Origin of the sequence: Anaerorhabdus sp. (assembly GCF_036637135.1) — a bacterium.
In the GTDB taxonomy this organism is placed as follows: Bacteria; Bacillota_I; Bacilli_A; order Erysipelotrichales; family Erysipelotrichaceae; genus Anaerorhabdus.
Window position 1 is genome coordinate 1 of the sequence record NZ_JAVWNC010000013.1, and the last position, 22,904, is coordinate 22,904.

The 22,904-nt window shown below is 32.6% G+C and carries 24 protein-coding genes and 2 tRNA genes; 5 read left to right on the forward strand and 21 right to left on the reverse strand.

Annotated features, from left to right (window positions below; translation table 11 throughout):
• The 3 genes from RR643_RS03775 to RR643_RS03785 all read right to left on the reverse strand — a co-directional run.
• Positions 1-1,451 (reverse strand): DNA/RNA helicase domain-containing protein (locus RR643_RS03775; protein ID WP_332482369.1); only part of this gene is annotated, 1,451 nt, incomplete at its 3' end.
• Positions 1,452-1,595: 144 nt separating this feature from the next.
• A tRNA-Trp gene (locus tag RR643_RS03780) sits at positions 1,596-1,669 on the reverse strand.
• Position 1,670: 1 nt separating this feature from the next.
• A tRNA-Glu gene (locus tag RR643_RS03785) sits at positions 1,671-1,747 on the reverse strand.
• A 225-nt stretch (positions 1,748-1,972) separates the two neighbouring features.
• On the opposite strand from RR643_RS03785, the gene RR643_RS03790 reads away from it, so the two are divergent.
• On the forward strand, positions 1,973-2,947 hold the full coding sequence (locus RR643_RS03790; RefSeq protein ID WP_332472459.1) for a phosphodiester glycosidase family protein: 975 nt from the start codon (positions 1,973-1,975) through the stop codon (positions 2,945-2,947).
• Position 2,948: 1 nt separating this feature from the next.
• Positions 2,949-4,019 (forward strand): hypothetical protein, encoded by a 1,071-nt coding sequence (locus RR643_RS03795; RefSeq protein ID WP_332482370.1) that lies wholly within the window; start codon positions 2,949-2,951, stop codon positions 4,017-4,019.
• Positions 4,020-4,068: 49 nt separating this feature from the next.
• Here the strand turns inward: RR643_RS03795 and RR643_RS03800 are convergent, their stop codons facing one another.
• The gene (locus tag RR643_RS03800; protein WP_332472457.1) at positions 4,069-6,036 is read right to left on the reverse strand and encodes a hypothetical protein; all 1,968 of its coding nucleotides are present in this window, start codon (positions 6,034-6,036) and stop codon (positions 4,069-4,071) included.
• Between the two features lie 234 nt (positions 6,037-6,270).
• Between RR643_RS03800 and udp the strand changes: the two genes are divergently transcribed.
• Both udp and RR643_RS03810 read left to right on the forward strand, forming a co-directional pair.
• On the forward strand, positions 6,271-7,047 hold the full coding sequence (udp, locus tag RR643_RS03805; RefSeq protein WP_332472456.1) for a uridine phosphorylase: 777 nt from the start codon (positions 6,271-6,273) through the stop codon (positions 7,045-7,047).
• Positions 7,047-7,637 carry a histidine phosphatase family protein gene (locus RR643_RS03810; RefSeq protein ID WP_332472455.1) on the forward strand — a complete coding sequence of 197 codons (591 nt, stop codon included), beginning with the start codon at positions 7,047-7,049 and terminating at the stop codon, positions 7,635-7,637. The genes udp and RR643_RS03810 overlap by 1 nt, the downstream gene beginning before the upstream one ends.
• A gap of 45 nt (positions 7,638-7,682) precedes the next feature.
• Here the strand turns inward: RR643_RS03810 and RR643_RS03815 are convergent, their stop codons facing one another.
• The 17 genes from RR643_RS03815 to RR643_RS03895 form a co-directional block, all read right to left on the reverse strand.
• Positions 7,683-8,318: a hypothetical protein gene (locus RR643_RS03815; RefSeq protein ID WP_332472454.1), complete on the reverse strand. Its 636-nt coding sequence runs from the start codon at positions 8,316-8,318 to the stop codon at positions 7,683-7,685.
• Between the two features lie 5 nt (positions 8,319-8,323).
• Positions 8,324-8,809 carry a flavodoxin family protein BilS gene (gene bilS / locus RR643_RS03820; protein WP_332472453.1) on the reverse strand — a complete coding sequence of 162 codons (486 nt, stop codon included), beginning with the start codon at positions 8,807-8,809 and terminating at the stop codon, positions 8,324-8,326.
• Positions 8,806-9,933 carry a bilirubin reductase gene (gene bilR / locus RR643_RS03825; RefSeq protein WP_332482371.1) on the reverse strand — a complete coding sequence of 376 codons (1,128 nt, stop codon included), beginning with the start codon at positions 9,931-9,933 and terminating at the stop codon, positions 8,806-8,808. Before bilR ends, bilS begins: the two co-directional genes overlap by 4 nt.
• The gene (gene bilQ, locus RR643_RS03830; protein ID WP_332482372.1) at positions 9,905-10,333 is read right to left on the reverse strand and encodes a bilirubin utilization transcriptional regulator BilQ; all 429 of its coding nucleotides are present in this window, start codon (positions 10,331-10,333) and stop codon (positions 9,905-9,907) included. The genes bilR and bilQ overlap by 29 nt, the downstream gene beginning before the upstream one ends.
• Positions 10,334-10,434: 101 nt before the next feature.
• The gene (locus RR643_RS03835; protein WP_332472450.1) at positions 10,435-10,947 is read right to left on the reverse strand and encodes a Gx transporter family protein; all 513 of its coding nucleotides are present in this window, start codon (positions 10,945-10,947) and stop codon (positions 10,435-10,437) included.
• Between the two features lie 8 nt (positions 10,948-10,955).
• Positions 10,956-11,291, reverse strand: coding sequence for a NusG domain II-containing protein (locus tag RR643_RS03840; protein WP_332472449.1), 336 nt, complete (start codon positions 11,289-11,291; stop codon positions 10,956-10,958).
• 38 nt (positions 11,292-11,329) lie between these two features.
• Entirely contained in the window at positions 11,330-12,700 is a 1,371-nt protein-coding gene (locus tag RR643_RS03845; RefSeq protein ID WP_332472448.1) for an MATE family efflux transporter, read from the reverse strand.
• Positions 12,701-12,739: 39 nt separating this feature from the next.
• Entirely contained in the window at positions 12,740-13,672 is a 933-nt protein-coding gene (locus RR643_RS03850; protein ID WP_332482373.1) for a Gfo/Idh/MocA family protein, read from the reverse strand.
• The gene (gene aroQ, locus RR643_RS03855) at positions 13,669-14,115 is read right to left on the reverse strand and encodes a type II 3-dehydroquinate dehydratase (RefSeq protein ID WP_332472446.1); all 447 of its coding nucleotides are present in this window, start codon (positions 14,113-14,115) and stop codon (positions 13,669-13,671) included. The genes RR643_RS03850 and aroQ overlap by 4 nt, the downstream gene beginning before the upstream one ends.
• Before the next feature lie 14 nt (positions 14,116-14,129).
• Positions 14,130-14,978: a prephenate dehydrogenase gene (locus RR643_RS03860; RefSeq protein ID WP_332472445.1), complete on the reverse strand. Its 849-nt coding sequence runs from the start codon at positions 14,976-14,978 to the stop codon at positions 14,130-14,132.
• Positions 14,971-16,245: a 3-phosphoshikimate 1-carboxyvinyltransferase gene (gene aroA / locus RR643_RS03865; protein WP_332472444.1), complete on the reverse strand. Its 1,275-nt coding sequence runs from the start codon at positions 16,243-16,245 to the stop codon at positions 14,971-14,973. Before aroA ends, RR643_RS03860 begins: the two co-directional genes overlap by 8 nt.
• On the reverse strand, positions 16,235-17,260 hold the full coding sequence (aroF, locus tag RR643_RS03870) for a 3-deoxy-7-phosphoheptulonate synthase (RefSeq protein ID WP_332472443.1): 1,026 nt from the start codon (positions 17,258-17,260) through the stop codon (positions 16,235-16,237). Before aroF ends, aroA begins: the two co-directional genes overlap by 11 nt.
• Positions 17,257-18,507 (reverse strand): shikimate kinase, encoded by a 1,251-nt coding sequence (locus tag RR643_RS03875; RefSeq protein ID WP_332472442.1) that lies wholly within the window; start codon positions 18,505-18,507, stop codon positions 17,257-17,259. The genes aroF and RR643_RS03875 overlap by 4 nt, the downstream gene beginning before the upstream one ends.
• The gene (aroC, locus tag RR643_RS03880) at positions 18,504-19,616 is read right to left on the reverse strand and encodes a chorismate synthase (protein WP_332472441.1); all 1,113 of its coding nucleotides are present in this window, start codon (positions 19,614-19,616) and stop codon (positions 18,504-18,506) included. Before aroC ends, RR643_RS03875 begins: the two co-directional genes overlap by 4 nt.
• Entirely contained in the window at positions 19,613-20,626 is a 1,014-nt protein-coding gene (gene aroB, locus RR643_RS03885) for a 3-dehydroquinate synthase (RefSeq protein WP_332482374.1), read from the reverse strand. The genes aroC and aroB overlap by 4 nt, the downstream gene beginning before the upstream one ends.
• Before the next feature lie 242 nt (positions 20,627-20,868).
• Positions 20,869-21,501, reverse strand: a complete 633-nt coding sequence (locus RR643_RS03890) for a TlpA family protein disulfide reductase (protein ID WP_332472439.1) — start codon at positions 21,499-21,501, stop codon at positions 20,869-20,871.
• A gap of 1 nt (position 21,502) precedes the next feature.
• Positions 21,503-22,336, reverse strand: coding sequence for a prephenate dehydratase (locus RR643_RS03895; RefSeq protein ID WP_332482375.1), 834 nt, complete (start codon positions 22,334-22,336; stop codon positions 21,503-21,505).
• Positions 22,337-22,377: 41 nt separating this feature from the next.
• Here RR643_RS03895 and RR643_RS03900 point away from each other — a divergent pair.
• Positions 22,378-22,904, forward strand: a 527-nt coding sequence (locus RR643_RS03900) for a hypothetical protein (protein WP_332482376.1), incomplete at its 3' end; no start/stop codon positions are given.

A 22,904-nucleotide genomic window follows, 5' to 3' on the forward strand; every position in this document is an offset into this window, starting at 1 on the left:
TTTTTATTCCAATCCCAACAATATCCTGCAACGATTCTTGATTTATTATTTATCTTATTCTTCTCTATAATTGCTTCTCTTAATTCATTTGGATCATCAAATACTTTGAAATCATAATCAAAGTCAAAATCTATATTCGCTGTTTCTTTTATTTCCAATATATTATCCAACCAAGCAAGATAACCATCAGATCCATTGCATCTGAATTGTGACTCGAGGATTACATGCTCAACCTCTGCATTAAATTCCTTTGCATATTTTTCAATAGTTTCTTGATCTCCAATATCATCCATCGTTACTCTTTGGTTTTCATCAATAAAGAATATAGATAGTTTTGCGCTATTAATAATTTCCTTAATCTGATTCTCGCCTTTGTTTTTGAACATACCCGATTTTCCATTTAATCGGTGAGCTTCATCTACAAGCAATGCGTCATAAACGTTAGCTTCTGTACTAATGAATGAACCCGATCCTTGAAATAAATTCTTGGCATGGTTTTTCTTAAAATCACCTGCAAGCTTTTTATAGAATACTTCTCGAGGTGCAGAATTCTTTGTTACGTAGGCAACATTTTTCGAACGGTTAAGTATTTCCACTAGAAGATTAATAGCAAGTACGGTTTTCCCTGTTCCTGGCCCACCTTCAATTATTAATACTCTTTTCTTCTTATCTATTTCATATGCTCTATCTAGTAACAACGCTTCTTCAAAAATTACCTTTTGTTCATCAATTAATTTAAATTCTTTATTTCCCTTAAGCATACTCGACAAAGTATCTTGAAGTCTTTTTGAAGGTCTTATCTTCCCATTATCTATTGAATAGAGTAATTCTTTATTATCGCCATATTTAATATGTTTCTTAATAAATGTTCTAAGTTTTACAACATCACCACTACAAAATACAGGTGCTACATCAATGTATTCGTGATATATGTTATTAACTAAATCGTCATTTTCTTTAAGTTTGTAATTATGTAGATAAGCACAAGGATACAAATCGATTAACTCTTTTCTTACGGTTTCATTAAAATCATAGATCAAAGAAGCATAAGAATAAGCTTGATATGATGGATGTGTAACATCATGCACACCTCGATTTAAATATGTCCTTACTATGCCATCTTTTCTTTCTTCTTTCTCACAACTTTCCCACTGTTTTAATTCAATAATAATGACAGAGCCCTTGTTGTTTTGATCAAATCCTGAAACAATAAAATCTACACGTTTCGATGTAGTCGGTATATTATATTCGATTGCTATTCCTGCTTCATTTGGGATTTCTGCATCAGATAATACTTTATTCATGTACTCCATTGAATTTTTCCATGAACGAATTTGAGATTCATTACTTTTACCAAAAAACCTTTTATATTCATTATGAATCTTGTCACAAATTCTATCATTTAATACATCTAATAGAAAATCGCCCTTAATCCCTTGATATACGAGCATTTTTAGTCCCCTCATTCATTACTATAAGAATATCAAATTATTAATATTTTCACAATGATGTAAATCATTGCACACTTTTTTCATATATAAAATATAACTGAAATACATAAAAAAAACCGACTTTCATCGGTTAATCCACTATGCTGGCAGGGGTGGAGAGGATCGAACTCCCGTCTGTGGTTTTGGAGACCATCATACTACCATTGTACTACACCCCTGTGGTGACTCGTACGGGATTCGAACCCGTGAATGACGCCGTGAAAGGGCGCTGTGTTAAGCCGCTTCACCAACGGGCCATTTGCTAGTGCTTTGTTATAATACCATAATCCTTTTTCTAAAACAAGATTTTTATGCACAAAGTATCAAAAAAGAAAGAGTTTAAGCCACTTTACCGAAGTTACCTCCCCATACCAAACAAAGAACTATCTCTATAAAATTAGTTGGTTGCTTTTTGTAGTTTAAGTTGTCAGATATCCTTCAAACTTATATAATAAAGTTAAAGAGATAGAAATGAGGTAATTATGTCTAAAAAACGAACTAAATCCATGTCCGTTGGTCTAGTTGTTTCGCTATGCATACTAATGATTTTAGCTACTGCAGGTTTAACAACATATCTAGTCCTAAAAGAAACATATAAAGGTGCTGCAGTTGCTTATAGTAATCAACTCATACAAGATTTACCTTCAAGTGGTCTTGATCGTACAATTGCAGGGTTCTTCTATAGTGATGAAGAAATACGTGCTATCAAAAACGGAATTGATGAAACTGAAGTTATTGTAAAAAGTGAAGTGGTAGAAAGTCCTGATGGAATTGAAATTCATTCAATTAAAGGCCCTACATATCAAGCATTTATGATGATTGTATCGAATCCCGAGGATTTGATGGTTGCGGTTAATCCATATCTTGATTCTGGTGCACCAGGTCCTTCATTAGAAGAATATATTGAGATGTATAAAGGTATCGCAGGTATCAACGCTGGTGGATTTGAAGATGCTGGTGGTAAAGGTAATGGTGGTCAAGCTTGGGGTATTGTTATATCTGAAGGTAAACTAGTTAGTGGAACTCCTAAAGAATTTGGTCCAGTAATTGGTATCAATGATCAAAACCAACTTATTGCAGGAGACATGTCTGCTCAACAAGCTCTTGATTGGGGCGTACGTGATGCTGTAACATTTGGTCCTATCTTTATTAATCAATATGAAAATGTATTCGACAGTGCTCGTTTAGCTGGTTTAAATCCAAGAACTGCAATTGGTCAAAGAGCTGATGGTACATTCTTACTTCTTGTAATGGATGGTCGTCAACCTTTATCATTCGGTGCATTGTATCCAGATATTATTCAAATTATGCAAGATTATGGTGCAATGACTGCAGCTAATCTTGATGGTGGAAACTCTACAGTCATGGTATATGAGGGTGAAACAATCAATAGTACTGTTTCAATCTATGGTGCTCGTAATTTACCTACGGCATTTGTTGTAAAGGCGGGTGAATAAAATGAGTAGTAGAAGAGGTGGCATTAAACGTAGTGCAGGTATTACAATTCTTATTCTTGTTTTATTATTATGTATTGGTATTTCCACTGCATTTGTCTTATTTACAAAATCAAATCTTGCAAGTAAAGAAGCTAAACTTCCTGAAAGTGCAATTAGTTTATATTTAAAACAAATCAAAAATAATGATTTCAATGGGATTTATGAAAACTCATTGATGATTGATCCTCATCTAAATTCTAAAGAAGATTATGATCAAGCAATCAAAGATATTTATGATGGTGTAAATCTTGATAACTTAATTTATCAAGTTGAAAAAGATCCATCTGATAATTTATTATATGGTTTATATGATGGTAACGTTAAGGTTGCAGTAATCAAACTTGTTAAAGGTGATAATGGTAAATGGTTAGCTTCAACTGTATTTGAAGGAGATCATTCAAGTATCGTAGAAGTACCTGCCGGTATCATATTCAAAGTAAATGGAATTGAAGTTAGTAATGATTATATTTCTAACAAAAGTGTTACCGCAACAAATTTCTCTGGTTTAGATGATGCAAGTGATGCGCCAAAAGTTGTACGCTATGATTTAAATAACTTAATTTCTGAACCTGTTATTACTGTTGACAATGCAGGTTATGGCGTTATCAAAGACGTATTAAGTAATACATACTATGTAGGTAAAACATCTACAGATTCTGATTTAAAAGAAACAGTATTGAACGCTGCAAAAACATGTGCACGTTATCCTACGAAAGATGGTACTCTTGGCGCTATATCTGCCATTACAATTACTGGTAGTGATTTCTATGATCGTATTAAGACAATGGACAATCAATGGTATGCAGCTCATGGTACATCACAATTCTCAAATGAAAATGTGTTATCGATTGTTCAACAAGACGAAAACTCAATGATTACGAATGTGATATTTGATTACTATATTGCAGCTGGTAGTACTTCAAAGGAATATCACATTGGATATCAAATCAGTTTCTTAAATGTACGTGGTACATGGAAGATAGCAGGATTTGCAATCGACAATGAATTAAATCCTAAAACTAAGGTTTGGTAGAAGAAACGAGGAACATCGTTTCTTTTTCTTATTAAGATAATCCTTGTTTTCATATCATTCCATTATTCTTTATCATCTCGAACCACATATTAACAAAAGGTATTATCTCTTTCTTCATTTCTTCAGTTGAATAGACATCGATCGTTTTATTAAATAATACATTATCATTAGGATAAAAGTACTTTATTTTATTTAACTCTAAAAACTCAATGAATTCCTTATGTTTATATTCTTTATGCGATGATAAACCAGGATAACCAACATAAAGTTTTGCACAATTCGTTAATTCATTTGAATAATAAATGACACCATTAATCAACTTTTTTTTGTTAACGGAAATAACTAACAAAACAACTCCAATAATTTTGTTTCTAAAATTATTAATAAACTTAATTGCATCATCAACGCTATTATTATCCCGATCATAATCAATTTCAATTTGATTGTTGTATATATATGGAGGAAAATACTTTGTTTCACAAAGAGTAATAATATAATTTTCTATTTCACTTTTAATTTGTAAACTATCATAGAATTCAGATTTTTCATACTTAGAATATAATGCATTAATAGATTTTTGTGATTGAACAAGAATAGAATTGTAATAATTGTAGAAATTATATATTGAAAAATTTTCCGTTTTTTTATCTATTAAACAAAATGTATCTTTCAGAGTATTATTAATAAACTCATTGAACATTTCAGTTTTAGGAGTTGTCATCATATTATTTGCTGGATATACTATTAAGTTGTTTAAAGAAAATGGAGTTGTTTTAAGCCACTCATTTACACGCAACAAAAGGTTTTTAATTACTTGATTATCTTGAAATGTTTTTACAAAATACTCTTCAGCATGTTCATTAACTACTTGAAAACTAATTTCTTTAAATAAGAATATATAATCAATAAAATAAATAAGATAATCCAAAATAACTTGTTTGTATTTATTATCTAATTCTCTAAAGAAATCAGAACTTACTAATATTATAAGTATCCAAGACTTTTCTCGTATGTGACTGTTCTTCTTGTCAATTGAATATTTTTCTTTTCTTGTGAGATAAACTAATTCTCTATAATTTGCTCGAGATAAGTAATAGTATTCGAAATGTTCTTCTAACGAATTTGATAACTCAAAATTCTTGCTAATCATAAAAAAATCATGATATTCAATAAATGGCATGTAAATAATATCACTAAAATAATCTTTGTGGAACATTTCCATTTCTATACCTTGGTATATGTCAGTAAGAATAAATGTTAGTATTTTTTGTTCAACTAAGAGTAATTTGTTTTCTAGAACAAAATTTAATACATCTTTACACGAGAATTTATCAGCTTCATCTATTATTAATATTAATTTAATTTTTTTTAAATCACATAAATCAAATAGTTTAAACAACTCATCATATTTATTTCTATTTGTATATTTATTTAATGAGACCATATCAAACGACATGCCCTTTGTTTTAATTTTTTTTCTCTCGTTGAATGATTTAAAACGATGTATTTTACTGAATTCAATCTTAAAATTACTTAGGATTTTTAAGATATGACCTTTTAAACCTATTTCAGCTTTACTATGTATTGATGAACTGGAATCTTTTGTTTCAGTTTGTGAAGCAATCAATTCTTCTCCAGTTCGTTCAGTTTGAGTTATCGTAACATTATTTTCAAAGGATTTTATTAATAACTTAGTATTTTGAATAAGAATCTCATTTTGAATGATTATTTCGTTTCTTTCAATCTGGTAAAGAATAGCAAGGGCTATATTATCGACGCAATTATATAGATTTACATGAATCCATATTGATTTATCATATATTTTTTTGTTTTCAACTATATTCATGACACTAGTTTTGCCCGAGCCTTTTTTTCCACATAATAAATTTAATCCATATTCTTTTCGACAAATATTATCTAAATCATTAATTAAAGATTCATGATAGCTGGTTAGATGTACCTTGCGAAATGTTGCTTTTTCTATTGGTTCAAGCGAGTATCTTATTTCTCTTTTCATGTAATTTACCTCTTTCATATCAATTCTATCAAATTATCCATTTTGTATACAATGTTGATTATCATTCTATTTCATTCTTAAATGTACGTGGTACATGGAAGATAGCAGGATTTGCAATCGACAATGAATTAAATCCCAAAACTAAGGTTTGGTAGAAGAAACGAGGAACATCGTTTCTTTTTTTATACAAATCTACTATAATAATGATACAAGCAAATGAAAGGCGGAATTTAAATGATCGATTATACAGAAGGTACAGGAAAACAATATCATATTGGTGTTGCTAAAGGCGAAGTAGGACGCTATGTATTATTACCAGGAGATCCTAAGCGTTGCGAAAAAATCGCGAAATATTTTGATAACCCAGTGCTCGTTGCGGATTCAAGAGAATACGTTACATATACAGGTGAATTAAACGGTGTTAAGGTATCAGTTACATCAACTGGTATTGGTGGGCCATCTGCAAGTATTGCAATGGAAGAATTAGTTGCATGTGGTGCAGACACATTTATTCGTGTTGGTACATGTGGTGGTATGGATATTGATGTTAAGGGTAGTGATGTAGTTATTGCACAAGCTGCCGTTCGTTTTGAAGGAACATCAAAAGAATATGCACCAATTGAATATCCTGCTGTTGCAGATTTACAAATCACAAACGCTTTAGCTCAAGCCGCAAAGAAATTAAATCAACCATTTCATACTGGCGTTGTACAATGTAAAGATGCTTTCTATGGTCAACATCGTCCAGAATCATTACCTAACTCAGTTGAACTTCTACGCAAATGGGATGCATGGTGTAAATTAGGATGCAAAGCATCTGAAATGGAATCTGCTGCATTATTCATTGTCGCAAGTTACTTGCATGTTCGTTGTGGTTCTTGTTTCTTAGTTGTTGCAAATCAAGAAAGAGAAAAACAAGGATTAGAAAACCCTCAATGTCATGATACTGAAATTGCAATCAAGGTTGCTATTGAAGCATTAAAAGATTTAATTGCACAAGATAATCAATAATGGAAACAACAGTATATTTTGTGCGTCACGCTACATCAGATCATTCAAACAAAGATGAAAGAACACGTGGTTTAACAACCACAGGATTGCAAGATCGTAAACTTGCCACAGACTATCTTAGTGATAAGAAAGTAGATAAAATTTACTCAAGTCCCTACTGTCGTTCCATACTAACAATACAAGATTTTGCAGAAACACTTGGATACGATATCAACTGTATTGAAGACTTTAGAGAAAGAAAAGTAGACTCTGGTTGGATTGAAAATTTTGAGGAATTTGCCAAGAAACAATGGTCAGACTTCAACTACAAACTAACTGATGGTGAAACACTACAAGAAGTTCAAGATAGGAATATCAATGCACTTCAATTTGTTTTAAAAATGGATCGTGGAAAAACAATTGCAATTGGTACACATGGTACCGCATTATCTACTATTGTTAATTACTATCAACCCATGTTCAAATTCGATGACTTTTGGAAAATCGTTGATGTGATGCCTTGGATTGTTAAAATGACATTTGATGATGAAACTTGTTTAAACATTGAGTCAATAAACTTATTTTCACAAAAAAATGATACCCTCAAATGAGTATCTTTTTTTTTTACTGGTCTAATGATTTAGAACTCAGTCATTTTATTTTACTTCAGTTGTATAGATTTCCATTACATCATTGAATGCTTTTTTATCTGTAGAATTTACAGTTACAGAAATAATAATTGCATAGTTACCTTCAATGCGAATTGCTGTCATACCAAAGTAATCTTCATCTGGATTGGATGGTGAGGTTGCGATATATGTAAATGCTTGAAATGATTGACCTTGAACACTCATCTCATAAGCTGATGTGATAAATACTTCTTCCCCAGCCCATTTCTTTGCGGCATCCATTTGTTGGCTAACAAGTGTATCCACAGTTGGTTTTTTATCCAGTGTTGAAATATCTTCAATTAACACACCTGTAAACTTAGAACCATCTTCACTTTCTACAGCTATATCCCAATAATAATTTGTATTCTTTTCAGTTTTACATAGTTCAAATGTTGTTGCCCAATCTTGGTTCTCAACGGGTTGACACCCATACAAATATGCAATTGATTCCTTACCTGTTGGTTGTAAATCATCTGGATAAACGAATTCTAAATTGAATGATTCATTTCTATAAACACCATCTGTTAGTGTTCCTCTTTCGAATGTTTTCTCAGGTGTTGAGCAACCTGTTAGTAAAGCTACACACAATGTAACTACGGGTATTAAATATTTTGATTTCATCTTCTTTATAGTCCTTTCACGATTGTTTTTAATGTATCCAAATCATTTGTATCTGGATGTGATAATGCTTTGTTAAAATTATCAATGAATCCTGCAACATTAAATTTCGCATTACTTAAATCCATTGTTTCATACTTTTGCTTAACTGCCATTGGCATCTTACCTTGGCACATATATTCTCCAATAATTTCATTGGATGAATCAATTGATTCCTTAACACTTCCTAAAATGCGATCATAATATGGTTTACTGCTTTGAAATCCTGCTGTACCAAATAAGAAGATTTTGGTATTCTTCAAAGTTTTAAGAAAGTCTAGAATCGATGTATCAAAACTCCCTTTATCTACCCATGAACCAACAAAGTATACATCTGCATCAATTCCTGATTCTGGTTGTCCACAATAAACTAAATTTTCAATATTTTCTTTTATTATATTCGCTAATAACTCGGTGTTTCCTGTTTTACTTGAATAAATAATGGCATTTTTCATGATGCTCTCCCTTCATAGATGCAATGTACACCCTTGTGTGCTTGCATTCCTTTTAAACATTTTTGATTGCAACGAACACAGGTATGAATAGATGTCTCTTCGTTGTTTTTTACTTTATTCACCCATTGACTATCCGCAATGAGTTGTCTTGACATTGCAGCCATTTCAATTCGATGATTTTGAAGTTGTTCCTCAATAAATTCTGGTTTTTCTAAACAACCTACTCCACAAATGGGAAGATTTGTATATTTTTTCACTTCATCTGCGAACTTGAGGAAACAACCTTGTTCCTTGAAATACGGATGATTAACGGGTGGAATTGTATCTTCTAGTTCACCATGATTGGCAAGGGCAACATGAAAGCTATTCACTCCTGCTTTTTCAAGAAGTGGTACAAATACTTTTATCTCTTCTTCTATGACGCCTGCATTTCCATAATGAGGTTTCTCTTGGCGAACCGCTAATTTGTAATCAATTGTTATGTTAGGACATTTCTTACGAATTGCACTAACACAAGCAACTGCAAATTTCGCTCTATTTTCTGGACTTCCACCATATTCATCTTCACGAAAATTCATAATGGATGAACTAAAGCTGCCACATATACGATCCCCATGAACTTGTACACAATCAAATCCAAGTTGTGTAGCTTTTTCAGCTGCATCACCAAAATTCGAGATAATCTCTTTTACTTTTTTTAATGATAACGTTGAAATATAGTGAGGTACACTTTCATTTAATTTATTTCTTAAATCATTGGGTGTCATCTTTTTAATTAGGACAAGTGGAATATACTTAATCAAAGAAGTAAATTTTGAATCTGATGAATGAAGTTGCGCGCAAGCAAGTGCTCCTTCACTATGTATTGCATCAATAATATCTTGATAATGCTTCGCCATTTTCCTATTATACATTGATAAGAACCCTCTTTTAGAAACAGGCACATCCCCTACAATAATCATCGCAACACCACCTCTAGCGATTGAACGATATTTTTCAACTGTTTCTTCATGTGATAATCCCAACGATGTTGGTGCAAATATAATTCTATTTTTTAGTTCTATGTTATTAATCTTTATTGGACTTAATACTAGTTTATCCATTTTTACCATCTTCTTTCTCATCAAATAATTTTCCTAGTAAACGAAAGAGTTCTACACTCTCTCCCTTTGTTAAGTGGTTCATCTTATCTTTGGTCCATTCTTGAAAAATATTCCGAGATTTCTCATAAGCAACAATCCCTTTTGCAGTTAACTCCAAGAAACAAGATCGACCATCATTGGGATTTGGTGTTTTACTTACAAATCCAGTATCAACTAATTTATTGATATAACGAGTTGTATGTCCTGCATCCATTTGAGCAAGTTGAGAAACCTTATTGGGAGAACATTTCTTAGATGCTCCAATAGCTAAAATGAAGTATTGCTGGCCTTTTGATATACCTATCTCTTCCAGTTTTGCTTTGTAGTAATCCATAAAACTAATTCTTAACTTAGTCATATAGAACACTAAATCTTTTTTCATGGTTCCCTCCTTTACTTGACTAAGTCAATTATATAACTATATTTGACTTAGTCAAGTACTTTAATGATAAAATAGGCAAATAAAAAGACTCTTTCGAGTCTTTAGCGTACTTGTAAATTGTTTTTACTAATTCGTTTCAATGCTTCATTTGCTACAATACCCGTTAAAATACCTGTTGGAATTGCTGCAATTAATAAATATGGAACAATCGCAATCATACTTGTTTGTTGATAAATAAACATTACTATCAAGACTTGACCCACTGTATGTCCAACTGAACTAAGTGTTGAAGTAAACAGGAGTGATGACTTCAGTTGTTTGCATAGTATCAAAACAATACTACTTAATACAACACCACCAAATGCAATCCAGAATGTTGTTCCAAAGATTAATCCTCTTAATAGATTACCAATCACAACACGCATGACATTAACAATAATCATTTCCTTAACACCCAATATTTCAATTGTAATTAAAGCAATGATATTCGCTAATCCAAATCTTATCCCAAAGGGTAAGGGAGGAATAAATGTGGATTCGAGAATATTAATAGTAATTGCCATGGCACTTAATAATGTAATATACACGAATCTTTTAGTTGAACTTGTTTTCATGTTACCACCTATTTTAATTCTACTGATATTTCATTAGGAAGACATATAATTGGTAAATAGTGATCTGCTGATACCCAACCCGTAGAACTACATACATGGTTTGGACATTCTTCGTTTGTTACACGCCATTCACCATTCTTAACTTCAACCATCAGTTTTCCATAACTACCATCAAACCAATATTCTCCATCTTTATTTGGGTCAAATTCTAAGACAGTTGTACTCTTATAAATAACACGTATGACATCTTTATTCTTTTGTGTATTCATGAATTGTACTGCAGCAAAGATACCTAGTGCTATAACGACAATCCCGACAATCATAATTAATTCTTTTTTCTTCATTTTTTACCACCTAACAGGAGTATTATATCAAAATTTTACTAATCTACCAAAACTGTTAAGTCTTTCGCCCAGTTTTCTCTACGTACACAAATGATACCAAAGACAAATCGAACTAACTGTTCAATTTGGGTGATTAATAGAACGATTACGATACTACTCATGTTTAGTAGATTAACACAAATAAACGCACTAGGCAAGCCTATGACCCATAGAATACCAGAATCGAGAACTTGAATAACCTTTGATTCTCCACCTGCTTTTAGGATAGAGAAAATAATGAAATTGAATAAGCGCATGGACACTTTAACCGCAAATACCCAGACAATTTGAACTGCTAATAGTTGGATAATTGGATCGTTTAAGTTAAATATCGAAACCATTGGATTAGCGAATATAATCATTCCCACTACAAGAATCATCGATAAGATAAAGGATAAACCCAAATGATAATTTGCATCTTGTTTTGCTTCTTCAATGTTACCAGAGCCAAGTTTAACACCCAATAAGATAGAAATAGCACTTCCATAGCCATAAACGATGAATAAAAATGTATTGTAGATTTGATTTCCTACATAATAAGCATCCATACTTGATTTACCAAGTTGTCCAAATGCTTTAATAAACAAAGTAGATCCTAAACCAAATAGCGTTTCATTAAAGATTAAAGGCAATACTTTTCTTAGAATAGGCATTGCGAATTCTTTATCTAGTTTAAACATTTCACCAAACTTACCAAAGAAAGGTTGTTTTGTGATTGTTGCGTGACATAGGTAAATTACCAAACCAATTGATTGAGCAATCACAGTTCCTAGTGCTGCCCCAACAACTCCCAATTTAGGGAAAATACCAAAGCCAAAGATTAAGCAAGCATTCAATATGGCATTTGATGAAATTGTAATAATACTAACAAAGAGTGATACCTTTGCACTTTGGATACTACGATACATAAAACTAAATGCAAAATTGATACTCCCAATAACTAAACCAAACTTCGCAATATCCAAGTATTGTAGACTGTATTGGATAATTTCTGCATCTGGCATATAGAAATATAAAATTTGTTGACCAAAAAAAGTAGCGACAAAAAACCAAAACAAAGCATTTCCACCCGCAAGTAATAAACTCAAACCAAATGTTTTCTTCAGATTTTTATAATCCTTTGCACCATAAAATTGTGAAGAAAACATACTTGTTCCTCCAATTGAACCATAAGCAATCATTGAACACAAGGTATCAATTTGAGCTGCCGTTCCAACTGCAGTAACCATACCAATCCACGAAACCATCAATGTATCCACAATACCCATGCAACTGGATAATAAGTTTTGAAGCGATAATGGAATCGCTATTCTTGCAGTTTTTAGATAGAAAGCTTTAGGTCCAATATATTTCTTAAAAAACTTCTTCATACAATACCCCCTATATGTTCAAAAAATAACTCAAATGAGTTATTTCTCGATGATTTGAATAATTTCTACACTCTTTTCCATGGATAGTACTGGACTTTCTTGAAGTCCTGCAACTATGCAATCCACAAAATGTTGAATCTCAAATGTGAATTCACTATTGAAATCAAAATGCTTTTCAATAACTTCATTCCCCTTTACAACCTTTATATCATGACTCTTCCAAAAATGCATGGATTCAATATAACCATCTTCTCCATAAATCATGATTTTATTTTCTGTTTGGACATCAATACCACCACGAATACTAGCGATAACACCATTTTTATAACGAAGTAAGATTTGTTCAAACCCATCACATAAGCCATTATGGTCTAATGCCATTCTTTTTTCTTCAATTACTGGTGAATTCATTAAACAAGTGACAAAGCCAAGGGGATAAACACCCACATCATACATGCCTCCACCTGCTTCATTTTTCCAATAAACCCAATGACCTTCTTCAAACAACTGACGATAGCTATAACTTGCATCTATGTATTGTACTTTACCAATACACCCCTCTTCAATCCATTGTTTCGCTTGTTTGAATATGGGTGTAAATGGTGCCTTGTTTGCTTCCATCAAAAGGCGACCCTTTTCTTTAGCGAATTCGAAACATTGTTTTGCTTTTTCACTACTACCCATTAATGGTTTTTCACATAAAACATGTTTTCCATGTGACAAACTTAAACGAATGAGTTCATCGTGTGTATGGGGTGGTGTTGCGATATAAACTGCATCAATTTCATCATCCTTTAATAAATCAACATAGGATGTATAATATTTCTCAAATTGATATTGTTGCGCAACTGATTTCGCTCTTTCTTCATTACGTGATGCTACCGCAATTATTTTAGCTCCCGCTACATCTTTCATTCCCAGTATAAATCGATGTGAAATTTTACCCGGTCCTAATATACCAAAGCGAATCATATTTTTTCCTCAATATACTTAATAAGAGCATCCATTGCCATAACATAACCTTGTGGACCAAAACCTTTGATTTGTTCTATGCAATAAGGTGCACAATAAGAATGATGTCTAAAGGCTTCTCTTTCCTTAATGTCAGATAGATGAATCTCAACTACAGGAATTGGGGAGATTGCTTTGATTGCATCTGCAATCGCCACACTTGTATGTGTATAGGCTGCAGGATTAATCACAATACCATCTAACTTATTAAAGTAAGCATTTTGTATTGCATCCACTAAATCACCCTCATGATTACTTTGATAACAGTCTACTTCAACATGACGTTTTGCTGCCTCTGTTTGAATTAGTGATATCATTTCATTAAAATCCATTGTCCCATAAATTGTTTTCTCTCTAATACCTACCATGTTGATGTTAGGCCCATTTAGAATTAAGAACTTCATGATTCATCCTCCTCTTACTTATCAAATAATTTTCTTCTTTTTGTTGATTGAATGAATAATCTTTTCATTTCTTCAACATCTTCTTTTTCTAGTGTATCACGAAAGCGTTTCATTTCATCTAGAAAGTCGTCAATTTCTTTAAGTAAGAAATCTTTGTTCATGATAAATAATTCACTCCATAAATTTTCATTAATCTTTGCAATTCTTGTGAGGTCTCTAAAGCTATCCCCCGTATATTCTACTAAGTGTGTATTATCATTCGTGTTCATTAAACTAACCGCGATAACATGTGTTAATTGTGATAAAAACGCAATCATTTCATCATGTTGTTGAAGTGATAACGTGGTTGTACGATTAAATTCTAATGTTGATGATAAGTCACTAATAAATGATATCGCTTGTTCACTATTTTTATCGGTTGGTGTGATGATAAAGTTTGCAGGTTTGAAGATGCTAGGATCACTATAAGTTACTCCGCTTACTTCTCTTCCTGCCATAGGATGGCTCGCAATGAATTCTAGATCACCTCGTAAAATTGATTGTATTTCAGGTACGATACCTCGTTTAACACCAGTTACATCTGTAATGATACACCCTGATTTAATCTTATCTTGATTCTCAATAATCCAATCCACTACAATGTTTGGATACAATCCCAAGACAATGCAATCTGCATTCTCAAGTAAGTTTGTACCATCACTATTTCCATCATCAATCCACCCTTTATCAAGTGCATATTGAATACTATCTGCATTAATATCTATCGCAGTTACTTTATAACCTTTTAGCTTTAGTGCTTGTGCGTAAGATCCTCCTAGTAAGCCCAGACCCACTATACAAAACTGCGTATCTTGGCTAATCATCAATCTTCTCCACTTGGATACCTAATGAAGCTAAATCTTCAAAGAATCCTGGATATGATTTCTTGATTGCTTGAGCATCATCAATGACTATAGGTTGAGCGGCATTTGTTGCAGCAATCGCTAACGCCATAACAATACGATGATCATTGTGTCCATGTAATTGTTCATGACATTCAAACATACTTGGTCCATGGATTGTAATTGTATCTTTTGTCGATTTGAAATCAACACCACATTTATGTAATTCTTCTTCCATGGCTTTAATACGATCACTCTCTTTAATTCTTAATCGCCCTGCATTCATAATCTCAGTAACACCCGTTGCATAACTAGCGCATGTTGATAAGATAGGTCCCAAGTCAGGGCAGTTGTTTAAATCAATTGTACAACCTTTTAAATCAGTTTTATGGAAGCGATATCCATCTTCCAATACATCAACTTCTGTTCCCATACTTTTTAATATCGAAACAATTTGTTTATCACCTTGTAGTGAACGTGTATTTAAACCTACACAATCCAATGGTCCAAGCAACGCGCCAAGTACCGCATAGAAACCAAGTTGAGAATAATCTCCCTCTACTTTTGTATCTTTCGCAACATAACTTTGATTACCTGGAATATGCAATGTTGTATCACTTAAAAAGTACGCATCAACACCAAAGTTCTTCATCATTTGACAAGTCAAATCAACATAAGATCTACTTTCAAAAGGAGGTTCAATTTCAATAATTGAATCCGTCTTTAGTAAAGGTAGTGAAAACAACAATCCTGAAATAAATTGTGATGATACATTCCCTAATAATTTATACTTCTTACTTTTAATAGAACCTTCAATTTCAATCTTTTCTTCATCTTGGCTAAATGATAAACCTTGTTCATCAAAGATTTGTTTATAAATATCTTGAGGCCTTTCCATCAAACGTTTTGTACCTGTAAACGTAATCTTTTTATTCGTAAGTGAAAAGATGGGTATAAAGAATCTCAATGTCGATCCCGATTCATTACATTCAATTGTAGTATCTTGAATTTGTGTTAAATCTTCAATTCCTTCAATCACAACATAATCATCAAATTGTTGAATCTTTGCACCTAGTTTTTTCATACCATCTAATGTAGTTTGAATATCAACACTATAATCTAAATTTGTAATAACACTTTTACCCTTTGCTAATGAAGCACAAACAATTGCACGATGAGCCATTGATTTACTAGGAGGTATTTCAATAACTCTTCTTGTCAGGTTTGATGGTGTAACTTTAACCTTCATAAACTGAACGTCCAATTGCTTCTGCAACTTTTTTACACTTATCAATTACTTGTCTGAATTTTTCTGGTTTCAATGATTGTTGCCCGTCTGACCAAGCACATTCAGGATTTGTGTGTACTTCGATGATTAATCCATCAGCTCCAGCTGCAATAGCTGCAAGTGACATACTTTCTATTAATTTCCAATCTCCTGTTGCATGAGATGGATCAATAATTATTGGTAAATGTGTTTTTTGTTTAATGATAGGGACAACACTTAAATCCAATGTATTCCTTGTATATTTTTCAAACGTACGAATACCTCGTTCGCAAAGAATTACATTCTTATTTCCACCAGCCATGATGTATTCAGCTGACATAATCCATTCTTCAATCGTATTCGCAAGTCCTCTTTTTAGTAAGATTGGTTTATCAAGTTTACCTACAGCTTTGAGTAAATCAAAGTTTTGCATATTACGTGCACCAATTTGAATAATATCGACATATTTTACAAACTCGTCAATTTTATCTGCACTCATTAGCTCTGATACAACAGGTAATCCTGTTTTTTGACGAGCTTTGTCCATACAAACTAACCCTTCTTCACCCATTCCTTGGAAAGCATATGGTGATGTTCTTGGTTTGTATGCTCCACCTCTCATCATGCATCCGCCTGCATCTTTAACTTTTTCTGCAATCTCAACCATCATAGATTCGCCTTCAACTGAACATGGTCCTCCAATAATTACGATTGGATTATCACCACCCACTTGTATTCCATTTACATCCACAATTGTGTCCTCAGGATGGAACATTCTATTTGAGAGTTTGTAGGGAGCGGCGATACGTTGAACATTTTCAACCCACTCATTTGCTTGAATGCGTTTCTCATCTAACTTTGCCGTATCGCCTACTAAACCGAACACATTGAAATTTTGTCCGGTAATCATATTTACTTGTAATCCTTGTGTTTCAAATTGATGCACTAACTTTTCTATTTCTGTTTGAGGTGCACCTTTCTTTAATGTTATAATCATTTTATTTTCCTACTTTCTAAATGGTTTTTTATTTTTTCCAATACTTCTAATTCGGTATTGTTATTCTCAATTCGTATATCCGCTGCATCTTTATATAACGAATATCGTTCTGAATAAAGACGTTTCATCGTTTCATCATCTTTACATAATGGTCTATTATCATCTGACTTAAGATATGCCAAATCACGATCAATCCAAATGAGATATCCCTTCTTTTTGAGATGTTCGATGTTTTTATTACGTTTAATTACACCTCCACCACATGAGATAATAGTTCCCTCATCCATGCAATGATCTTCAACACATTCAGATTCAATATCTCTAAATATTTCTTCACCACTTTCTTCAAAGATTTGTTTAATTGACTTACCTGCTTTTTTTACAATTTCTTCATCTAAATCGATAAATGGTAATTCAAGTTGTTCACTCAATATCTTTGCGATTGTGGTTTTACCAGACGATGGCATTCCAATAAAGACAAGATTCTCTTTCTTACTGATGATATCAAAGGTTACCTTTTTAATATCTTCATCACTCAATTGTTTATTCGTAAAGATTTCCACAGCTTGTTTCGCTTGCGCAACTAACATTTCTAAACCACATACTGTTTTACATCCTAACTTTTCAGCTTGAAGAATCAGTTTTGTCTTAAGTGGATTGTAGACTATATCCACAACACTTTCTAATTTTTCTAATCGTTCTAAATCAATTGGACAATCATCATGCTTTGGTGACATACCAACTGGTGTTGCATTAATAAGAACTTCTACATCTTGATGTTTTTCAAACAATTCATCATATGTAATTGTTTCATCTGTTTTTGTGCGGGATACAATAAGTAATTGTTTTGCACCCATATCTTGTATTACAACTTTTAATGCTTTCGTTGCTCCGCCATTTCCTAGAATTACTACTTTTTTATTTTTAATTTCGATTTGATGATCATCCAACATCCACCAAAAACCATAATAGTCCGTATTGTATCCTTTTAGTTTTCCAGAATCATTCACAACCGTATTGACTGCACCAATACGTTTTGCCTTGTCATCTAATTCATCAAGATAAGGAATGATTTGTTGTTTATAAGGTATCGTTACATTCACTGAATCAAACTCTTTCGCCTTTAAGAATGCATCAAATTTATCAGGATGTAGCTCAATGATTTCAAATTCATATCCTCCTAATTGTTCATGGATGGGTTTTGAATAACTATGACCCATGGGATATCCAATTACACCACGTCTCATTGTTGACCTCCTTGAAACCATACAATTCCATAACGTTCAATTAAGCAATCCACAAGTGTTATTGCAGTCATACTGTCCACCACAACTCTTGCACGATGAATAATTGCTGGATCATGTCTTCCTTGTATTACCAAATCAACATTTTCATTGGTTTTAAAGTTCACTGAGTTTTGATGTCTTGAAATCGATGCTGTTGGTTTCACAACTGTTTTGAATAGCAGAGGCATACCATTAGTAATACCGCCATTAATTCCACCATTGTTGTTTGTCTTAGTTACAATGACATCATCCACAACTTCAAATTCATCATTTACTTCTGACGCCATTTTATCTTTAAATCCAAACCCTAATCCAAACTCAACCCCTTTAACTGCACCAATACTAAACAAGGCATGCGATAAACGACTTTCTATTGAATCAAATGCTGGTTCTCCAACACCTGCTGGCATACCCATTACACATGTCTCCAATACACCACCTACTGCATCTAAATTCATTCTTGCATCATCTATGCGTTGAATCATTTCATCTTTCTTATCTTCATTAATTAATGCGAATTCTAATTGATTGATTCTATCAATTTGTTCTTTACATTGATTCAAGTTAGACGAGAATGCATCATCTTGAATATCATGTAACTGTAATACATGTGTACCCATCGTAATTCCTTTTGATTGAAGTAGTTGTATCGCAATAGCACCTGCAGCAACCAATGGTGCTGTAAGTCTTCCAGAGAAATGGCCACCACCACGATAATCTTGGTAACCATTGTATTTCATATTTGCTGCATAATCCGCATGAGATGGGCGGGCAATATCTTTTATCTTCGAGTAGTCTTTTGAATGTTGATCCTTGTTTTCAATCAACATACAACAAGGAGCCCCTGTTGTTTTATTTTCAAAAATACCACTAATCATCTTTACTTCATCAGTTTCATGACGCTGTGTCGAAATTGTTCCTTTTGGTTTTCTTAAAAACATTTGATGTTCAAATAATTCCTGATTAATTTCAATTCCTGCAGGTACACCATCTAATACAACACCTATTGCCTCACCATGTGATTCACCAAATAAAGTAACAGTAAATAAATTACCTATTGTATTTTTCATTTGCATACCTCCTTCGCTATTTGTCTTAAATCTTCAATTGGTATATCTTTTAATCTTGCATCACCAATCGTGGGTACTTGAACAATTGTAATCATTGATCCTTTTGATTTTTTATCATTCGCAAGATATCGACATACATCATCTGTTTCTATATCTACACAAGTAGGACACCCCATTTTTTCTAATACTTGTATCGTTCTTTGTTGGATATCTTGATCATCCAAAATCGCAATCATACCTAACCCAACACATTCACCATGATAATAACCATCAAAGTGAAGTGCACTCTCAATTCCATGACCTATTGTATGACCAAAATTCAATATCTTTCTTAGTCCCATCTCTTTTTCATCAGCTTCAACGACTTTTCGTTTTACTTCCAACGAACGTTCTAATATCTCATCTAGATGTTCTAAATAATCATCCTGTTCAAATAATTCAAATAATGTTTTATCTTGTATGAGTCCTGCTTTTAAAGCTTCTACTAAACCATTATAGAAATGTCTTTGAGGTAATGTATTTAGGACTTCTGGATCGATAAGAACGAGTCTTGGTTGCCAAAATGAACCAACACAATTCTTAATACCCATCATATCTATCGCAACTTTACCACCGATACTACTATCGATTTGTGCAAGCGTTGTGGTTGGAATATTAATAAAATCAATGCCTCGCATATACGTAGATGCTACAAAACCTGCTAGATCGCCAACAACGCCACCACCAATCGCAAGAACACAATCATTTCTTGTGAATTTCTTTTGTAACATCATTTTCAAACAAGTTTGATAAACATCAATATTCTTTGATGCTTCTCCTTGTTGAAAAATGTACATGTTAGCCTCTTGTAGTTGAGAACGAACCAACATAATCAACTCTTTTGGAACACCATCATCACTAATAATAAAATAACGTCGATTCACATCCATAACATTTTTTAGATGGCTTAAACAACCTCTTTCTAATAAAATGTCATATCCTCTTTCACCTAAATTACAATGCATTTTCATACTTTTCCCTCATCAATCTAAAAATAAAAACCATATAGGCAATCTATATGGTTTCAACTGTATATTTACCATAGATATGCCTTATCACACAAAATGGGCAATATCTATTGACATCACCCGGCTATCTAAAGTAATAAAAGAATCCTTTCAAAACGTTAATTTGTTTCATCATCTTTACCTCGAACATAGTCCTATTTTAACACACGTAGATATATTTTCAATATTTTTCTGAAAATTATTATCTATTTTTTCATTTTTTGAAAATTATCAATCATTATTTGTGTTAATTCAGCTTTTTCCTCATCATTCATCACTCTTTCTTTGGCATCATGAGAATCAAGAGTTCCAATATGAGTCTCTACAATTTCCCCATCTTTTACAAAGAAAACAAAGGGTACTGATAATCGTTTTACCCCTTCATCATTGACAGGTAGATAATCATTTACTATTTCTGTTAATTTTACATAATCTGGATTAGTATCAACACGAATATCATTTGTTGAATCAGTTCCTTCAGGTCTTACATTTACATATTCAACAGCCATTCCATTCTCTTTCGCAACATCATTTAAAATTGGAAGTAATTCAACACACCAAGGACATGTAGAAAATCCGTAATATAAAACAAATGTTTTATCACTTTCTAGTAATTCATTTCCTTGTTGCATCGTAATTGAACGGAACACATGATCTGTATCCATAAAATCTTTATACGCACTCATATCCGCTTTTTCTCCATCTTCACATTCACTTGTTACATCACATCCGACATTGCTAGACGGTTTTTTTGATTCTTCTGGTGTTGGTGTTGGTGCTTGTGTAGCAGTACATCCAACAAGTGTTAAAGCTAGTAATAAACTCAATATTTTTTTCATCTTATTCCTCCATTGATTTACGATAAGATCCTAAACATTTCATTTCTACACATAAGCCTTTTACTTGGGCAATGACATCCTGTACTACAGGATTTTCAATACTACCATCAAAGTCAATATAGAAACAATACTCAAACAATCGACCTTGTATTGGTCTTGATTCTAATTTTAGCATATTAATATGATTCTCTGCGAATATTTTAATCACTTCATACAATGTACCCGGTTGATGATTCACAACAAAATACATACTAATCTTATTTGCATTAGGTACTACTCTTTCACCCTTACATACGCATAAGAATCTCGTTGTATTAAGTTCATTATCATTTACATTCTTCATTAAGATAGGACAATCATAATATTCAGCTGCCAAATAACTAGCAAGCGCACCCTTTTTTGGATCATTACATTCCTTAATAAATTCAACACTTTTCGCAGTATCTTGATAAGGTATCGACTTCATTGTTGGATGTTGATTGAAGAAACCTTGGCACTGACCCAATGCTTCTGGATGACTATATACTTCTTTAATATCTTCTACTTTAGCTCCAACTATACCAATTAGGTTCTCTTGTATTCTTACATTTTGTTCGCCAATCGCAAAAACATCACGAATCGCAAGTAAATCATAGGTACGATAAATAATACCTGTTGTACTATTTTCAACAGGTAATAGTGCTGTATCCAACACACCACTCTCTAAATCATTTAAAATATCAATGAAATTCTTATAACTTTTTGTTTCTATTTCTTCATTTTTGTAATAATGATGAACTGCGATTTCACTAAATGTACCATGTTCACCTTGGTATCCAACTTTTAATTTTTCCATTATCCCACTCCCAAAATATAAATTCATGCTACAATTGTACCATGCAAAAATCAAGTAATTCTTATTTAAATACGAAATTTGTTAATCGATTACTTCTATTAAGTAGTGTTTTTGTTGTCCCTATACTCACAATCATATTAGGATCTAAAACAAACATACTGACTAGTAATTTTACATATCTTGCGAATCAAAGTGAAACTCAACTTTTGTTTCTTGTATGGGTGAGTATCTCAATTATTACCCACATGCTCCTATTTTTCATTATGTACAAACAATTTCAAATCCCAACATCATCTGTACTTTTTACTTTAATTATCATGTTTATATCAGCTTTAATTCCTTATGAAAAAGGTGTATCGCTAACTGGCTTCTTCCATGTTGCATTTGCTTATCTTGCCTTTATTCTTTATAACTATTCATTATATAAGATCTATATACTTGCATATACACATCATCCTAAATATTGTCAATGCTTGTTGAATCTCTACTTATTAATGCTGGGCATTTGTTTCTCAATAACCATGTACTATGGAAGTATTAATGGTTTAGTTGAGATCATCTATTGTGT

Coding starts and splice junctions, on each gene's coding strand:
- RR643_RS03845 (WP_332472448.1), bottom strand. CDS start 12,700: ATGAAGAAGTTTTTTAAGAAATATATTGGACCTAAAGCTTTCTATCTA.
- RR643_RS03795 (WP_332482370.1), top strand. CDS start 2,949: ATGAGTAGTAGAAGAGGTGGCATTAAACGTAGTGCAGGTATTACAATT.
- aroC (WP_332472441.1), bottom strand. CDS start 19,616: ATGAAAAATACAATAGGTAATTTATTTACTGTTACTTTATTTGGTGAA.
- bilS (WP_332472453.1), bottom strand. CDS start 8,809: ATGAAAAATGCCATTATTTATTCAAGTAAAACAGGAAACACCGAGTTA.
- bilR (WP_332482371.1), bottom strand. CDS start 9,933: ATGAGAAAGAAGATGGTAAAAATGGATAAACTAGTATTAAGTCCAATA.
- aroF (WP_332472443.1), bottom strand. CDS start 17,260: ATGATTATAACATTAAAGAAAGGTGCACCTCAAACAGAAATAGAAAAG.
- aroQ (WP_332472446.1), bottom strand. CDS start 14,115: ATGAAGTTCTTAATTCTAAATGGGCCTAACATCAACATGGTAGGTATT.
- aroA (WP_332472444.1), bottom strand. CDS start 16,245: ATGAAGGTTAAAGTTACACCATCAAACCTGACAAGAAGAGTTATTGAA.
- RR643_RS03890 (WP_332472439.1), bottom strand. CDS start 21,501: ATGAAAAAAATATTGAGTTTATTACTAGCTTTAACACTTGTTGGATGT.
- udp (WP_332472456.1), top strand. CDS start 6,271: ATGATCGATTATACAGAAGGTACAGGAAAACAATATCATATTGGTGTT.
- RR643_RS03895 (WP_332482375.1), bottom strand. CDS start 22,336: ATGGAAAAATTAAAAGTTGGATACCAAGGTGAACATGGTACATTTAGT.
- RR643_RS03800 (WP_332472457.1), bottom strand. CDS start 6,036: ATGAAAAGAGAAATAAGATACTCGCTTGAACCAATAGAAAAAGCAACA.
- RR643_RS03850 (WP_332482373.1), bottom strand. CDS start 13,672: ATGATTCGCTTTGGTATATTAGGACCGGGTAAAATTTCACATCGATTT.
- RR643_RS03875 (WP_332472442.1), bottom strand. CDS start 18,507: ATGAGACGTGGTGTAATTGGATATCCCATGGGTCATAGTTATTCAAAA.
- RR643_RS03810 (WP_332472455.1), top strand. CDS start 7,047: ATGGAAACAACAGTATATTTTGTGCGTCACGCTACATCAGATCATTCA.
- RR643_RS03815 (WP_332472454.1), bottom strand. CDS start 8,318: ATGAAATCAAAATATTTAATACCCGTAGTTACATTGTGTGTAGCTTTA.
- RR643_RS03835 (WP_332472450.1), bottom strand. CDS start 10,947: ATGAAAACAAGTTCAACTAAAAGATTCGTGTATATTACATTATTAAGT.
- RR643_RS03840 (WP_332472449.1), bottom strand. CDS start 11,291: ATGAAGAAAAAAGAATTAATTATGATTGTCGGGATTGTCGTTATAGCA.
- RR643_RS03860 (WP_332472445.1), bottom strand. CDS start 14,978: ATGATTAGCCAAGATACGCAGTTTTGTATAGTGGGTCTGGGCTTACTA.
- bilQ (WP_332482372.1), bottom strand. CDS start 10,333: ATGAAAAAAGATTTAGTGTTCTATATGACTAAGTTAAGAATTAGTTTT.
- aroB (WP_332482374.1), bottom strand. CDS start 20,626: ATGAAAATGCATTGTAATTTAGGTGAAAGAGGATATGACATTTTATTA.
- RR643_RS03790 (WP_332472459.1), top strand. CDS start 1,973: ATGTCTAAAAAACGAACTAAATCCATGTCCGTTGGTCTAGTTGTTTCG.